Origin of the sequence: Mycobacterium sp. 1482292.6, assembly GCF_001672995.1 — a bacterium.
Lineage (GTDB): Bacteria > Actinomycetota > Actinomycetes > Mycobacteriales > Mycobacteriaceae > Mycobacterium > Mycobacterium europaeum_A.
On record NZ_LZKV01000120.1, the window covers coordinates 48,986 to 63,123 of the forward strand.

Annotated in this window: 13 protein-coding genes and 1 pseudogene; 6 read left to right on the top strand and 8 right to left on the bottom strand. The window is 68.2% G+C overall.

Annotated features, from left to right (window positions below):
* Positions 1 to 134: 134 nt before the first annotated feature.
* The 3 genes from A5624_RS12700 to A5624_RS12710 are packed head-to-tail and all read left to right on the top strand — an operon-like array spanning position 135 to position 2,509.
* Complete coding sequence (locus tag A5624_RS12700) at positions 135 to 1,106, top strand: metal-dependent hydrolase (protein WP_066866655.1); 972 nt, start codon at positions 135 to 137, stop codon at positions 1,104 to 1,106.
* A complete protein-coding gene (locus tag A5624_RS12705; protein ID WP_066866620.1) occupies positions 1,103 to 1,291 on the top strand; it encodes a ferredoxin in 189 nt (62 codons plus the stop codon). Before A5624_RS12700 ends, A5624_RS12705 begins: the two co-directional genes overlap by 4 nt.
* 3 nt (positions 1,292 to 1,294) lie before the next feature.
* Positions 1,295 to 2,509: an NAD(P)/FAD-dependent oxidoreductase gene (locus A5624_RS12710; RefSeq protein ID WP_066866622.1), complete on the top strand. Its 1,215-nt coding sequence runs from the start codon at positions 1,295 to 1,297 to the stop codon at positions 2,507 to 2,509.
* Here the strand turns inward: A5624_RS12710 and A5624_RS12715 are convergent.
* The 5 genes from A5624_RS12715 to A5624_RS12735 form a co-directional block, all read right to left on the bottom strand.
* Entirely contained in the window at positions 2,506 to 4,011 is a 1,506-nt protein-coding gene (locus tag A5624_RS12715) for a class I adenylate-forming enzyme family protein (RefSeq protein ID WP_066866624.1), read from the bottom strand. The genes A5624_RS12710 and A5624_RS12715 overlap by 4 nt on opposite strands.
* Positions 4,012 to 4,093: 82 nt before the next feature.
* The gene (locus A5624_RS12720; RefSeq protein WP_066866626.1) at positions 4,094 to 5,029 is read right to left on the bottom strand and encodes an acyl-CoA dehydrogenase family protein; all 936 of its coding nucleotides are present in this window, start codon (positions 5,027 to 5,029) and stop codon (positions 4,094 to 4,096) included.
* On the bottom strand, positions 5,026 to 6,183 hold the full coding sequence (locus tag A5624_RS12725) for an acyl-CoA dehydrogenase family protein (RefSeq protein WP_197497882.1): 1,158 nt from the start codon (positions 6,181 to 6,183) through the stop codon (positions 5,026 to 5,028). The genes A5624_RS12720 and A5624_RS12725 overlap by 4 nt, the downstream gene beginning before the upstream one ends.
* Complete coding sequence (locus A5624_RS12730; RefSeq protein WP_197518954.1) at positions 6,180 to 7,271, bottom strand: acyl-CoA dehydrogenase family protein; 1,092 nt, start codon at positions 7,269 to 7,271, stop codon at positions 6,180 to 6,182. The genes A5624_RS12725 and A5624_RS12730 overlap by 4 nt, the downstream gene beginning before the upstream one ends.
* 106 nt (positions 7,272 to 7,377) lie before the next feature.
* Positions 7,378 to 8,448 carry an acyl-CoA dehydrogenase family protein gene (locus A5624_RS12735; protein WP_066866632.1) on the bottom strand — a complete coding sequence of 357 codons (1,071 nt, stop codon included), beginning with the start codon at positions 8,446 to 8,448 and terminating at the stop codon, positions 7,378 to 7,380.
* 75 nt (positions 8,449 to 8,523) lie between these two features.
* On the opposite strand from A5624_RS12735, the gene A5624_RS12740 reads away from it, so the two are divergent.
* Positions 8,524 to 9,384 carry an LLM class flavin-dependent oxidoreductase gene (locus A5624_RS12740; RefSeq protein ID WP_066866634.1) on the top strand — a complete coding sequence of 287 codons (861 nt, stop codon included), beginning with the start codon at positions 8,524 to 8,526 and terminating at the stop codon, positions 9,382 to 9,384.
* Between the two features lie 3 nt (positions 9,385 to 9,387).
* On the opposite strand, the gene A5624_RS12745 is transcribed toward A5624_RS12740, so the two are convergent.
* A complete protein-coding gene (locus A5624_RS12745; protein WP_066866636.1) occupies positions 9,388 to 10,104 on the bottom strand; it encodes an SDR family oxidoreductase in 717 nt (238 codons plus the stop codon).
* 18 nt (positions 10,105 to 10,122) lie between these two features.
* Positions 10,123 to 10,944, bottom strand: coding sequence for a FadR/GntR family transcriptional regulator (locus A5624_RS12750; RefSeq protein WP_066866638.1), 822 nt, complete (start codon positions 10,942 to 10,944; stop codon positions 10,123 to 10,125).
* Between the two features lie 100 nt (positions 10,945 to 11,044).
* On the opposite strand from A5624_RS12750, the gene A5624_RS12755 reads away from it, so the two are divergent.
* Together A5624_RS12755 and A5624_RS12760 are read left to right on the top strand one after the other, a co-directional pair.
* Positions 11,045 to 13,432 carry a CoA transferase gene (locus A5624_RS12755; RefSeq protein WP_066866640.1) on the top strand — a complete coding sequence of 796 codons (2,388 nt, stop codon included), beginning with the start codon at positions 11,045 to 11,047 and terminating at the stop codon, positions 13,430 to 13,432.
* Between the two features lie 17 nt (positions 13,433 to 13,449).
* Positions 13,450 to 13,641 carry a ferredoxin gene (locus tag A5624_RS12760; protein WP_066866641.1) on the top strand — a complete coding sequence of 64 codons (192 nt, stop codon included), beginning with the start codon at positions 13,450 to 13,452 and terminating at the stop codon, positions 13,639 to 13,641.
* Between the two features lie 19 nt (positions 13,642 to 13,660).
* Here A5624_RS12760 and A5624_RS12765 read toward each other — a convergent pair.
* Positions 13,661 to 14,056: pseudogene (locus tag A5624_RS12765) on the bottom strand (cytochrome P450); the annotation flags it as partial.
* Positions 14,057 to 14,138: the final 82 nt, after the last annotated feature.

Below are 14,138 nucleotides of genomic sequence, written 5' to 3' on the forward strand. Positions count from 1 at the left end.
TGTACTCGGCGAAGTGCGGCACTCAACGGGGGCGGTGAAACGCGACGGGGGTCGAGGTTCGACTCGCAAGTCGACCGCTCCTTGGAAAATCGACCGGCGCGCCGCGGTTGGCCGAGGGAGGAAAGGGTTCGGAGATGCCAGAGGTCCAACTTCACCACGAGGGACATCCGAAGTATCGACGGATGGTTCGATTCGACTGGTCGGACACCCCGCTGCACTGGGTGCCCGGCGACCCGTTCTCGACGCACATGATCAACGTGTTGCATCTTTTGCTGCCCGAGGGTGAGCGGCACTTCATCAAGGCGGTCCTCGAAGCGTCGTCGCTGGTCGATGATCCCGAGCTGGAGGCGGCGATCAAACCGTTCATTCAGCAGGAGTCCTGGCATGCATGGGCGCACCAGGTGGTGTTGGACCATCTGGCCGAGCAGGGCATCGATACCAAGCCGTACACCGACCGGCTCGGCAGGTTGTTGTCACTGACGTTGGGTGATCCGCCCAGGTGGTTTACGCCCGCGATGAAGCGGTGGTGGCTGTATCGACGCCTGGCCGATGTGGCGGCGCTCGAGCATTACACCGCGATGTTGGGCCAGTGGGTGCTGACGAACCGAGGCCTGGACTATGCGAAAGCCGACCCGATGATGCTCGACCTGCTGCGCTGGCATGGCGCCGAGGAGGTCGAGCACCGCTCGCTGGTGTACGACGTGTTCCAGCATGTCAGCGGCAACTACTGGATCAGGGCGTTCTCGATGTTCTTCACTACGCCGTTGTTCATCGCCTGGTGGGTCGCAGGTGCCCGCTACCTGATGGCCCAAGACCCCACGATCGACCAAAAGTGGCGTTGGCGCGACTGGTTGTGGGCCGCCCGCGAGTACCGGTTGCCAGGCCCGTGGAAGCTCATGGTGACAACGCCCGTCCGGTACCTGCGGCCCAGTCATCATCCCAACGATGAGGCGTCCACGCAGATGGCGGTCGACTACCTGAACTACTCGCCGGTGGCGAGAGCGGCTAAGGAGCGCGCGCGCTCGCAAGCGAAGTCGGGTGGTCCTGACAGTTCTCGAGGCACCGAAAGTTCCACCGGTGCGGCAAGAAAGGCCGAGGTCCGATGAAGGTTGTGGTGGATCTGGACACCTGCGATGGAAATGGCGTGTGCATGAGCATCTGCCACGAGGTGTTCGACGTGCGAGAGGACGGACTCCACGTGCTGCAGGAGCAACCGCCGGAGTCGTTGCGGGACAAGCTGGTTGGGGCCGAGGTGTCGTGTCCCACTCGGGCGATCACGGTGCAGGACTGACCGATGCCCACAGATCAGCTCAGGCAGGTTGTCGTCGTCGGTGCGGGCGTTGCCGGGACGCGGGCGGCGGAGACCCTGCGACAAGAGGGGTATGACGGTGACTTGACCATTGTGGGCGCCGAACGCCAGGCCCCGTACCACCGGCCTCCGCTCTCGAAGAAGTTGCTCACCGGCGAGGTGCACAGGGCCGGCGTCGACCTCGCGCCCCAGTTCGAGCTCGATGCCCGCGTGCTGCGCGGAGCTTCGGCGCTCAAGCTGGACATGGCCGCGCGTACGGTTCACGTTCGCGACGAAGATCACGACCTCGCTGTGCAATTCGACGGACTGGTCATCGCCAGCGGCGCGGTGCCGCGCGAGTGGCCGGGCGGGCCGGTGCCCGACGGCGTGCTGACGTTGCGCACGGTCGAGGACTGCCTGGGGATCCGGGAAACACTCGGCGCGCGCCCGCGGGTGGCCGTGGTGGGCGGCGGCTTCATCGGCGCGGAGGTGGCCGCCAGTTGTCGATCCCTGGGCCTGGACGTGGTCCTCATCGAGAAGGCCGAAAACCCGCTGCTCGCCGCATTGGGCAAGGAGTTGGCGCCCTACTGGGCCCAATTGCACCGTGACCATGGCGTGGACCTGCGGGTCGGCGCGGGTGTCGACGCATTCGTCGGCAACGGGCGGGTCGAGGCCGTTCGGCTCAGCGACGGTTCGCAGGTGCCGGCCGATCTCGTCGTCATCGGCCTTGGCGTGGTTCCTGCGACCGAGTGGCTGGACGGCACGGGACTGCGGGTCGACGACGGAGTGGTCTGCGATGGCACGGGCGCGGTCCAAGGCGACGCCGCGGGCGTCCCGGTCGTCGCGGCCGGCGACGTCGCGCGCTGGTGGCATCCGCTCTACGAGCGCCACCTGCGCACCGAGCACTGGGACGACGCCGGACGTCAGGGTGCGGCCGCCGCCCGGACCCTGCTGGCCGGCCTCGACCGCGCGGACACCTACGACGAGCTGCCCTACTTCTGGTCCGATCAATACGACGTCAAGGTCCAGATGCTCGGCGTACCAACAGGATACGATGCGCTGGAATTCGTCGAAGGCGATCCCGACTCGTGGGAATTCGTTGCCGCGTACGGCCGTAACGGCCACACCATCGCGGTGCTGGGAACGATCCCGGGTCGCGTGCATGCCTACCGCGGAGCCATCGAGAAGCGGGCCCAATTCCCGCCGTTGCCGCCGGACTAGCCGCCCCGGGCCGCGATCATCGCCGAGCGGTTGACCTTGGTCGCCGCGGTCCGGGGAATCGCATCGACGAACTCGACGGTCTTGGGCGCTTTGTAGGGGGCGAGGCGGTTCTTCGCGTACTCGATCACTTCCTGTTCGGTCAGTGGCGCGGCCCCGTCGGAGTCGGCGCGCTGAACCACGGCGTGCACCCGACGCCCCCATTGCGGGTCGGCCAGGCCGATCACGACGACGTCGGCGATGCCGGGGTGGCCGGCGAGCGCCGATTCGACTTCGGCCGGAAAGACGTTGGCGCCGCCGCTGACGATCATGTCGACGCGGCGGTCGACGATGTAGAGGTAGCCGTCCTCGTCCAGGTGGCCGATGTCGCCGGCGGAGCGGAACCCGTCCTCGGTCGACGGCAGCGGCGGCGCTCCGCCCAGATAGCGGTATCCGGCGCTCATCGGCGCCCGCAGGTACACCTCACCGTCTTCGCCGGGACCCAGCGGTCGCTTGTCGGCGTCCAGAATCCGGATCTCGGTGTCCCGGAATCCGCGGCCCACACTGCCCGGGTGGGCTAGCCATTCGTCGCCGCGCAGCGCGGTGAGCCCGAGGTTTTCGGTCATGCCGTATGCCGTCACGATCTGCTCGGGACTGAGCAGATCGAACCAGGTGTGCAACAGCGACGGCGGCATCACCGCGGCGCCCTGCAGGATGAACACGATGCTGGACAGGTCTCGCCGCCGCACGTCGGGTCGGGCCGCGATGCGCGCCAGCATGGTGGGCGTGGCGGTGAAGTTGGTGATCCGGAACCGCTCGATGACATCGAGAACCAGTGCCGCATCGAACTTTTCGAGTATCACCAGATGGTCGCCACCCAGCATCATCAGGAAGGTGGCGAAGCCGTTGGTGTGATACATCGGCGCGGGCACCATGATGGTCTGCGGCTGGACCACCGGTGTCCAGTTCGACAGGAACGGTTCGCCCTGTTGCGGGATCCACAGCGAGGGCGCCAGGTTGAGGATCACCTTGGGCACGCCGGTAGACCCGCTGCTGCAGATCCCGTTGGCGGTGGGGGAGACGGCGACCGGCAAGGCGCCATCGGGTTCGCCGGCCGCGCTTGCGTCGAGTTCCCAGCGGCTCTGTTCGTCGACGACCACGACGGGGTTGATGACGTCGCGCACCCGGTCGCGTTCCCACTCGGGAAGATCCCAGTGCATGGGGACGGGCACCGCGCCGATCTTCCAGCATCCCAGCGTCGCCAGCACCAGATGCTGGGAGTTCGGAATGGCCAGTGCTACAAGTGAACCCGTTTGCGCCCCGCGGCCGGCCAGCGCACGGCCCCACTGGTTGGCGCGGGCATCGAGTTCACCGAAGGTCAGCGAGGCCGCGCTGCCGTCGAGCGCGACGATCGTCACGGCCAAATCGTCGCGCCGTTCTTCGGCCAGCTGCCGCAGTTTTACCCCGAACGGGATGCCCTCAGCGAACGGATTGGGCGTCACCGCGGCGGCTGGGGATTGGCTCATTTGCGCCGCTCTCCTCCGCAAGCGGGCGGGGGTACCTCCCACATGTGGGGGCGTGCCGCCGCTGCATCGTCACCGGCGCGGGTCATGCCGATACCGGCTCACTGAACAGCGTCTCGAAGGACCCGTCCGAGACGCAGGGGATCAGGCGCAAGGCCAGTTCCTCGGTGCCCAGCGGCAACCGGATCAGCGGCTGGGTGTGCCGGTCGAGGACGCTGACGTCGGACTCGTCGCAGAAACCCAGGGCGCCGAGTAACTGGTGCGACGTGCGCATCACCTGTCGTGCCGTGTCTGCGGCCTTGAGCCGAAGAATCAGGGCGTCGGCCGAATGGATCTGTGCAGCAAGCGATTCCGGCCGGCAGATGGTGAACTTCGCGAGTTCGTGCAGTCCGCGGACCGCGACGGCGGCATCGGCGACGGCGAACCTGACGGCCTGGAAGTCGGCGAGCGGCTTGCCGAACTGGATCCGGGCGCGCACGTGCTCGGTGACCACCCGCAGCGATTGCTGCACCGCTCCCAGAATCCGCCATGATCCCAGCACGAGATGAAGGTTAACGTCACCGGCGGGCACGCTTGCATCGGGTGCGCTCAAGGTGGCCGGAACCAGGAACGGCCCCAGCTTGGCGCCGGTCCGCGACCCCGGCTGGGGCCGATAGCGATTGCCGTCCAGGTCCGCGGCGACCCACTCACCGGCCAGATCGCCGTGGTCGATGCGCGGGGCTTTCGGATTGACCAGGGTCAGGCGTGCGCCGTCGATCGCCAGCAGCTCCTCCACCAACGGATAGGGGAGCACGGTGGCGCCGGCGGCCTGACACAGCACCGCCGCGGCCAGCAGGTCGTCCGGCTCCGAGCGCACGTCGAGCTCGAAGGCACCGACGTCGTTGAGCGCGGTGCGCGCCGCATCCCGGATGGTGTCGTCGGTCTCGGCGCGCAGCGCGGCCGGCGGTCCGCCCAATCGGGTCAAACGCTTACCCGCGACGGCCGCGAAATCGCTGATGTCTTGCGGCAGATCGGTTTTCACCTGTGTTCTCCCAATACGTCTCGTGCCACCAGCATGCGTTGCACCTCGATGGTGCCCGATGCCACCGTGGCCGCCTGCGCGTAACGCCAATGGTCTTCGATCGCTCCGTGCAGCGCCGCGGAGGTTCCGCTGTCCAGCGCCGTGGGGCCCAGCACGTCGAACAGCAGCTCGGCGACGAGTTGATCGCACGTGGTGGTGATGATGCGTGCGGCGCTGGCGGCCGCCCCGGCCGCCGGATCGTCCTGCAGTGACACGGCGCGATAGGCCAGCAACCGGGCGACCCGCAGGTCGACGAGGGCGCGCACCCAGCGGGTGCGGATCGTTTCGGGAAGCTGGTCCCAGTCGTCACCGAGTTGGGCGCGCATCCGTTCGAGCAGCGATTCGCAGCGCGCGTAGCGCGCGATGCCCACCCGCTCGAACGCCAGGGCTTCGCGCATCACCCGCCAGCCGTCGCCGACCTCGCCGAGCACGTCGCCGGGATACGCCTGCACGTCGTCCAGGAACATCTCGTTGAGGTGGTGCGGTCCCAGCATCGACGGGATCGGCCGGACCGTGAATCCGGCTCGGTCCATCGGAATGAGAAAAAGGGTGAGCCGCTTGTGCTTTGGGGCTTCGGGATCGGTGCAGGCCGCCAGCACGCACCAGGATGCCATCAGCGCGTACGACGTCCACACCTTCTGGCCGGTGATGCGCCACCCGTCGCCGTCGGCAACGGCGCGGGTGCGCAACGACACCAGGTCGGTGCCGGCCTCCGGCTCGGAAAAGCCCTGGCACCAGATCACGTCCCCGGAGGCGATGGCCGCCAGGTGCTTGGCCTTCTGTTCGGCCGTCCCGTACCGCATGAGCGCGGGCCCGACCCAGTTGATCCCCATGTACTGCGGACCGCGCGGCTCGTGCTGCGCCCACATCTCCTCGCGCAGGACCGTCTGCTGCCAGACCGAACCACCACCGCCGCCATGCTCTTTCGGCCACGCCAACGCCAGCAGCCCCTCGGTGGCCAGCAGCTTGCAGAACGTCTCGGTGGTGGCGAGGTCCTGCGGGTTTTCGGTGCAGGCGCCCAGAAAGTCGGCGGGGATGTGGTTGGCCACCAACTCGCGCAGGTGGCTGCGCAGTTGCCCGGCGTCGTCGCCGAGGTCATAATCCATTGTCGTCATCCCTTCGGCAGCCCGAGCAGGCGCTCGGCGATGATGTTGCGCTGGACCTCCGACGTCCCGCCGTAAATGGTCGCGGCCAGCGCGTCCTGGCGTTCGAACAGCAGATCCGGGTCGGTGGCCGAATCCGGGCCCGCCGCGGCCGCACCGAGTTCCCAAACCCGCTGCAAGGTCAGCGATCCGAGCAGTTTCATGGTGTCGGCTTCCGGGCTGGGCCGGCCCGCCAGTTCGTTGCCCAGGGCGCGGTAACCGGTGGCCCGCAATGCTTCGGCGTCTGCCAGCAGTGCACCGAGTTCGGCGTAGGCGTCGTGGCTCGAGTCCGCGGCGTCGCGCACCGAGTCGAGCCCGCGTTTGATCTCGACCCAGTTCATGATCCAGATCATCTGGCGTTCGTGGTGCAGCGACGACATGGCGACGTGCCAGCCGCCGTTGAGCGGTCCCAACAGGTTCTCCGCCGGCACTGCGACGTCGTCGAGGAAGACCTCGCAGAACGTCTCATCGGAGATCGACGACATCCGGATGGGTTCGATCCTGACCCCGGGCGACTGCAGGTCGAGGATGAGGCACGAGATGCCACGGTGTTTCGGCGCGTCCGGATCAGTGCGGGCGTAGAGGGTGCACCACCGCGACAGGTGCGCCTGGGTGGTCCAGATCTTGTGGCCGTTGACCCGGAACACGTCGCCCTCGCGCACCGCGCGGGTGCGCAGGCCGGCGAAATCCGACCCCGCTTCGGGCTCGGACATGCCCAGCGCCCACCACTCGTCGCCCCGCAGCAGCGGGACGAGCAGACGCTCGATCTGGGCGGGTGTGCCGAATTGCCGGATGCCCGGCGCGGCGACGCCGGGCCCCGCGATGTTGGGGAGCTTGGGTGCCGACCGCAGTGCCGCCTCGATTCGGACCTCCATGGCGTCGCGCAGGCCCAGCGATCGGCCGCCGTGCTCGCGGGGCCAGGTCGGCTGCAACCACCCGGCCTCGAATGAGGCCCGCTGGTAATCGCGCCGCAAACTCAGATCCCAGCGGTAGTGCCGATAGTTCGCGTAGTAGTCGTCGGGCAGAAACTCCGCCAGCCACGCGCCGAATTCGTCCACCACGACACTCACCGGCACCGCTCCTGCTCGTCGCGGCGTCCCCCGCAAGCGGGCGGGGGTACCTCCCACTTGTGGGGGCGTGCCCCCGCTGCATCGTCGCCGGTGCGACTCACGCGGCACCCCCACAGAATCGGCGGCCCACCTCGTAATACAGGGCGCGGCTGTCGCCTAGCAGGGCGGCGCCCTGCCAGGCGCGCCTGACGTAGAGGTGGGCGTCGTGCTCCCAGGTCTGCCCCAGGGCGCCGTGCACCTGAACGGCCGTGCGCGTGCAACTGGCCGCCGCATCGTTGGCCGCCGCCTTGGCCAACGCCGCGGCGGTCCACATGTCGGTCGAGGGCGTGTCCGGTTCGGCAAGGCGCGCCGCCGCGGCGTAGGTCAGGCTGCGGGCGCGTTCGATGCTGACGTAGTTGTCCGCCAGTGCGTGTTTGATGCCCTGGAACGCACCAATCGGCTGGCCGAACTGGCGCCGTGACTTCGCGTACTCGACCGAGCGGTGCAGCGCGGCGCTCGCCACGCCCAGCAGGTCGGCGGCCGCGGCCACCCAGGGCGCCGTCAATGCCGAATCGAGGTCGGCGGGCGCCACCGCGACGGGCTCGGCGTCGATCTCGACGCCGGCCAACGGGTGGGCGGGATCGGTCGATTCGGCCGCCGGCACCGCGGTGACGCCGTCGCCGCAGCGCGCGACCGCCGCCACGGTGTCACCGTCGTCGCAGCGGGCCAGCGTGACGACGAGCTCGGCGCGCGACAGGTTGGGGACGGCAATCGCCGTGCCGCGCAGGCGTCCTTGGCGCAGTGTCATGGGCGCACCGGGCAGTCGGGATCCGTGGGCGTGAACCGCCAGGGTGGCCACGACACCGCCGGCGATGTCGGTCAGCACCGCGTCGAGTCCGGTGTTGCGCAGCAGGCCCGCGGCCAGACCTATGCTGCCCAACAACGGAATTGGGGCCAGCGCCGCACCGCATTCCTCGAGAACCAGGGCCAGCTCGACCGGTCCGTAGTCACCGACGCCCGGGGCGGCCAGCTCGGTCCAGCCGAGGTCGACGACCGTCTTCCACAGCGTGCGCCAGCGCTCGGGGTCGGTGATCGCTTGACGCGCGGCATCGGGTGGACACTCCGTACGTAATATGTCGCGTACGGTGTCGCGCAGCGTCAGCTGCTCCGAGTTCAGCCCGACATCCATAAGACCTCTAACATAGTAAAGATAATAAACTAGCCGTGCCGTCGCAATCGCACGGATCCGACGTAGAGGTGGCGCATGGCCGAGTGGTATCTGTTCCTGCCCCAGGTGAGATTGTCGGCAGCCGACATTGCGGACCGGGCACATCAGGCCGAGGCCAGCGGTTTCGCCGGTATCGCCTTCATCGATCACCTCGAGGCGCCCGGGCTGCCCGACGAAAGCATCTGGGAGGCAATGGGCATTGCCAGCTGGGTGGCGGCCAAGACCGAGCGCTTGCGGATCGGGCATCTGGTGCTGTGCGACGCGTTTCGGCACCCTGCCGTGCTCGCCAAACAGGCCGTCACGTTGTCCGAGGCGTCGGAGGGCAGGTTCGAGCTAGGCCTCGGCGCGGGATCATGGCCGTCGGAGTTCACCAGATTTGATGTCGGCCAACAGGATCCGCGGGCGAGGGTCGAACAACTCGGCCGGCATCTGAGATTGCTCAAGCAGTACTGGGGCGACGGCGACGAGCGAAACGGCCCGGCCCCGCAAGCGCCGCCGAGATCTCACCCGATACCGCTGGTCCTGGGTGGGAGTGGACCCATGATGATGGAACTCGTTCGCGAGCACGCGGATTGGTGGAATCTACCGGCGCACCAGCTCGACCGGCTGCCGAAGCTCGCCGGGGCCGCGGGGACGGCCCGGATGTCGATTCAGCAGATGGTCGGCTTCGTGCGGTCCGGTAGTGATCCCGATAGCGTGCGCGAGGTCAGCATCCGGCGATTCGGCAACCTCGGATCGGGGCTGGTCTGCGGCGACGCCGACGAGCTGATCGGACACTTCACTGGTTTGGCGGCCCAGCGGGTAGAGCGGTTCTACGTATGGTTCGCCGACTTCGCCGCTCCGGAGTCCTTGCACGAGTTCGGCGAATCGGTGATCAAAGCCTTTCCGGCGCCGTAGGCCTCAGCCGCGTTTCGCGCGGCGCCGGGCTTCGGTCGGTACGACCGGCGGTCGCGCGAACGGGCCACGCTCCACGGCCGACAGCCGGATCTCCGGCAGATCGACCGACGGGTCGACGGTGTCCAGCCAGGCGACCGCCTCGGCGACGTCCGCCACCTGAATCGCATACATCTCGAAGGGGACGTCCTGCAGCATCTCGGTGGCCACCGGGCCCGGCGTGACGATATGCACGCTGATGCCGTCGCGGTCGACCTCGAGCGCCAGGGCTCGCGCGAACGCGTTCATCCCGGCCTTCGACGCGGAGTAGGCGGTGCGGGCCGGCATCGGCTCGTGTGCGGCCGACGACGAGATGAACACCAGCCGCGAGCCCGCCGACATCTTCGGCAGGACCGCCGAGGTCACCACGAAGCACGAATCCAGGTTGGCCGACATGATGGCCTGCCACTGCTCGAAGGTCTGCTTGCGTGCGTAGGTACCCCCGAGCGCGCCGGCGGCGTGAACGACGAGATCGATCGCCGCCAATGTGCCTATGGCAGCGGAAAAGTTGCTGGGGTCGGACGCGTCGGCGACGATGTGGCGGGCACCGATCTCCTCGGCGGCGGCCCGCAGCGGGGCCTCGCGGCGCGCCGAGAGGACCACGTCGTAACCGCGCTCAACCAGCTTGCGGGCGCAGCCCTTTCCGATCCCGCCGCTACCGCCGGTGACCAATGCGGTTCGCATGACCGTGCAGGCCGCCCTTCAGGAGTGCCGAATGTCTCGCGGCCGCGACAACGCCTGCGGGGAGAGCGCGTAGATGCGCTGGTCGTGCTGACCGGACAGGACGTAGGTCTGCGTGTCGGCCAGGTGCCGGCCCGCAATGCGGCGAGCCCGATCGACGTTGCCCTCGGCGATCGTCTCGGTGAGCTTGACGTGGGTGTTGAGCACCGCGCGGCGCTGAGTGAGCGACGGGTAGGTGCCGCGGGACGCGCTCTCGTCGGCCCACTGTCGTTCGTGGCTGCTCCACAGTGTCTCGAGGCTGCCGACGACCGCGATGATCGTGTGATTGCCGCAACCGCGCACGACGTGGTCATGGAACTCGCGCCCGATTTCGGTGAAAAGCCTTCCATCGTCCAGGTTTTCGGCCATCGACTCGTTGATCCGGGTGAGTTCGGGTACCAACGTGCTCGCCCGGTCCGGCCGGCGAGCGGCCAGGGCGGCGCAGGCGGGCTCGAGTTCCTGCAGGGCCATGCCGAGGTCGGCGAGCTCCACGGACTCGCTCTGCAACAACAACCCGAGCATGTAGGCGGCGCTGGTCTTGGCCGGGGCGTGCACGACGGCGCCGCCGCGGTTGCCCCGCCGCACCGAAACCAGCCCCTCGGTCTCCAGAATTCGCAGGGCTTCGCGCAGCGACACCAAGCTCACATTGAATTGTTCGACGAGCACCTCTTGACGTGGCAAGAGATCACCGTCCGCGAGTTCACCGTCGATGATCTGACGGCGCAACTCGTCGGCTACGATTTCGGCGATCCGCGGCGCCGACAGCCGGCGCCGGGCGTCGGGGCCAATTCCCAAGGCGGTCATCCGATCCTCAAAACACAAGCAACTCGCTGGCTTAGCTATTTTAACAGTAATGATATAAATAGCTTCTCTGGTCGCATGCCGATCGGAAGGGCGGGTGTAATTGAGCGAGCGGGCCGACAGCCGGCCGACACCGCTACACGATTTGCGTGTCGTCGAGATCAGTGACCGGATAGCGGGCAGCTACTGCGGGAAGCTGCTGCTCGACGCTGGCGCGCAGGTGCGCAAAATCGAGCCGCCGCAAGGGGATTCGTTGCGGAGCTACACCGCCAGCGGGTCCCCGCTTGCCCAGGGGCGCGCCGCCCCGTTCTTCAGCTACCTCAACGCGGGCAAGCGCAGCATGACGTTCGCTCCGGACTCACAGCGCTACCGCGACGAACTGGCCGGCGCCGACGTGATCGTCGTCACCGCCGGCCGGGCGCGCGCCGCGGCGCTGGGCATCGACCCGGAACGACTGCTGGAACACTCGCCGCGGGCGATCATCGTCACCATCTCCGACTTCGGCTGGACCGGACCTTACGCGGACCGGGCCGCCACCGAGTTCACCTTGCAGGCGTGGGCCGGCTCGCCCGGCTTCCGCGGCGACCCCGCCGGTCCGCCGATCGCCATCGGCGGCGATCTCGGCGAGTACATGGGCGGCGTGTTCGCCGCCTTCGGCACCCTGGCCGTCCGGCGCCGCGTCGAGCGCGGCGGTCCCGGCGAGCACCTGGACCTGTCCATGCTGGAAGCGCTGACCACGATGCAGAGCAGCGAATGGCTGCATTCCCAGCTGCTGTGCGTCCCGCCGATCGGGCGCACCACCGAGGTCCCCTCGATCGAACCCGCCAAGGACGGCTACGTCGGGATCACCATGGTCACCGGTCAACAGTGGCTCGATTTCGCCGCGATGGTGGAATGTCCGCAGCTGGAGGAGATCGAACAGCTGCGGTTTCAGATCGGCCGGTGGCAATACCGCGACCTGATCCGCGAACAGATCCGTCCCTGGCTGGCCGAACGGACCGTCGCGGAGATCGTCGAACTCGGACAGCTGTTCCGGCTGCCGATCGCGGCGCTGGGCAACGGTGCCACCATCCGGGAGCTGGAGTACGTGCGCGAGCGCGAAGTCTTCGTCGCCAACCCCGTCGGGTTCGATCAGCCGCGGCCGCCCTGGCTGATGGCGGCCTGCGCACCCAGACCCGTGGGTGATACGCCCCTCGTCGGCGAGGGGGATAGCGAGTCCCCCTGGCGCCGTTCGCAATTCGAAGCGGAGCCGGAGCCCGACGGGCTGCCGCTGGCCGGTGTCCGCGTCGTCGACCTGACCGCCTTCTGGGCCGGGCCCGCCGCAACCCACCTGCTGGCCGCCTTCGGCGCCGACGTCGTCAAGATCGAGTCGATCCAGCGTCCCGACGGCATCCGGTATTCGGGCGGGATGCGCACCGACGTGGACGACTGGTGGGAGTACGGCTGGGTGTTCCACGCGATGAACACCAACAAGCGTTCGGTCACACTGGATTTGGGGTCCGAGCGGGGCCGCGGTCTGTTCACCGAGCTGGTCGCCGGCGCCGACGTGGTGATCGAGAACTTCTCGCCGCGGGTGATGGAGCAATTCGGGCTGACCGACGACGTGCTGCGCAAGGTCAACCCGAAACTGGTGTTCGCCCGGATGCCGGCGTTCGGCGTCGAGGGGCCGTGGCGCGAACGCGTCGGGTTCGCGCCCACCATGGAACAGATCGCCGGCCTGGCCTGGGTGACCGGCCTGCCCGACGCGCCCCCGGTGACACCGCGCGGGGCCTGCGATCCGCTGGCCGGTGTGCACGCCGCGTTCGCCGTGCTGGCCGCGCTGAACTTCGCCGAACGCACTCAGACCGGCCAGCTGGTCGAGCTGCCGATGCTGGAAACCGTGCTCAACGCCACCGCGATTCAGGCGATCGAGTCCGAAGTGTTCGGGGTGACGTTGAGCCGTCGCGGCAACCGCGGTCATGGCACGGCGATCCAGAACATCTACCGGTGCGCCGGACCCGACGACTGGATCGCGATCACCGTTCGCGACGACGCGCAGTGGTGGGCGCTGGTGGCGTTGATGGACCGACCGGTGTGGTGCGACGACGAGGAGCTGTCCACGATCGCCGGGCGGCACCGTCGAGCCGACGACATCGATGCCCGGCTGGCGGACTGGTTCATCGGGCGGCCACGCGATGCGACGGTGGAGCTGTTGGCGGGCGCGGGAATTCCCGCCGCGCCGGTGGTGTCGCCGTCGCTGGTCACCGACAACCCCCAACTGCGCGAGCGCGGCTTTTTCGAGGCATTGCATCATTCGAGCACCGGGCTGGGGCTCTACCCCTGCCCGCCGTTCGCCCGGCTCGCCGGCCAGCAGCGGTGGCTGCTGCGGCCGCCGCCGAAGCTTGGCGAGCACAATGAGGAGGTCCTGCGCGAAAGGTGCGGGCTGACCGACGAAGAACTGACCCGCCTGGCGACCGGCGGGGTGATCGGGACCCGACCCAAGGGCCTATGAGAAGTGGAGGGCAGCTGATGCGCGTTACGGTCGATGAGAACTTGTGCGAGGCCAATGGCTTCTGCGAATCGCTTGCGCCGGAAGTGTTCGAGCTGGGCGACGAGGACGTCGTGCAGATCGCGGACGGCCCGGTGCCGCCGCGTCTGGAGATCGATGTGCGGGCCGCGGTGGACCAATGTCCCAAGGCCGCGCTGCGGTTGGTCGACTGAGCTTTCGCGCGTAAGTGATTCAGCGCCGCTCGGTCAGCGAGATGGCCATCTCGTCGTAGATCGACATGTTGGTGGTCAGATTCGGATGGGCCACCTTCGCCGGACCGATCTCGATGTCGTCGCAGCGCAGCAGCAGCTCGTCGAGGACCGCGCGCAGTTCGGCCCGGGCCAGCATCGCGCCCAGGCAGTGGTGGGGTCCGCCGCCGCCGAACGCCACGTGCGGGTTGGGCTGTCGGCCGATGTCGAAGGTGAACGGCGAGGAGAACACCTCCTCGTCGCGGTTGGCCGAACGCAGCGTCGACACCACGCGTTCGCCCTTGGCGATGTGCTGGCCGTCCATCTCGACGTCGACCTTGGCGGTGCGCGTCCAGTACGCCACCGGTGACGCCCAGCGCAACACCTCCTCGACCGCGCTGGCCATCGGGCTGCAGGCGTTCGTCGCCAACCCCGAGCAGATGGAACGCTATCGCGAGCGGGAAGACCTGCGGGCCAACCCG

Bases quoted from the DNA above. Each gene is read 5' to 3' on its own strand.
- A5624_RS12700 (WP_066866655.1), top strand. From the start codon at position 135: ATGCCAGAGGTCCAACTTCACCACGAGGGACATCCGAAGTATCGACGG.
- A5624_RS12705 (WP_066866620.1), top strand. From the start codon at position 1,103: ATGAAGGTTGTGGTGGATCTGGACACCTGCGATGGAAATGGCGTGTGC.
- A5624_RS12710 (WP_066866622.1), top strand. From the start codon at position 1,295: ATGCCCACAGATCAGCTCAGGCAGGTTGTCGTCGTCGGTGCGGGCGTT.
- A5624_RS12715 (WP_066866624.1), bottom strand. From the start codon at position 4,011: ATGAGCCAATCCCCAGCCGCCGCGGTGACGCCCAATCCGTTCGCTGAG.
- A5624_RS12725 (WP_197497882.1), bottom strand. From the start codon at position 6,183: ATGACGACAATGGATTATGACCTCGGCGACGACGCCGGGCAACTGCGC.
- A5624_RS12735 (WP_066866632.1), bottom strand. From the start codon at position 8,448: ATGGATGTCGGGCTGAACTCGGAGCAGCTGACGCTGCGCGACACCGTA.
- A5624_RS12740 (WP_066866634.1), top strand. From the start codon at position 8,524: ATGGCCGAGTGGTATCTGTTCCTGCCCCAGGTGAGATTGTCGGCAGCC.
- A5624_RS12745 (WP_066866636.1), bottom strand. From the start codon at position 10,104: ATGCGAACCGCATTGGTCACCGGCGGTAGCGGCGGGATCGGAAAGGGC.
- A5624_RS12750 (WP_066866638.1), bottom strand. From the start codon at position 10,944: ATGACCGCCTTGGGAATTGGCCCCGACGCCCGGCGCCGGCTGTCGGCG.
- A5624_RS12760 (WP_066866641.1), top strand. From the start codon at position 13,450: ATGCGCGTTACGGTCGATGAGAACTTGTGCGAGGCCAATGGCTTCTGC.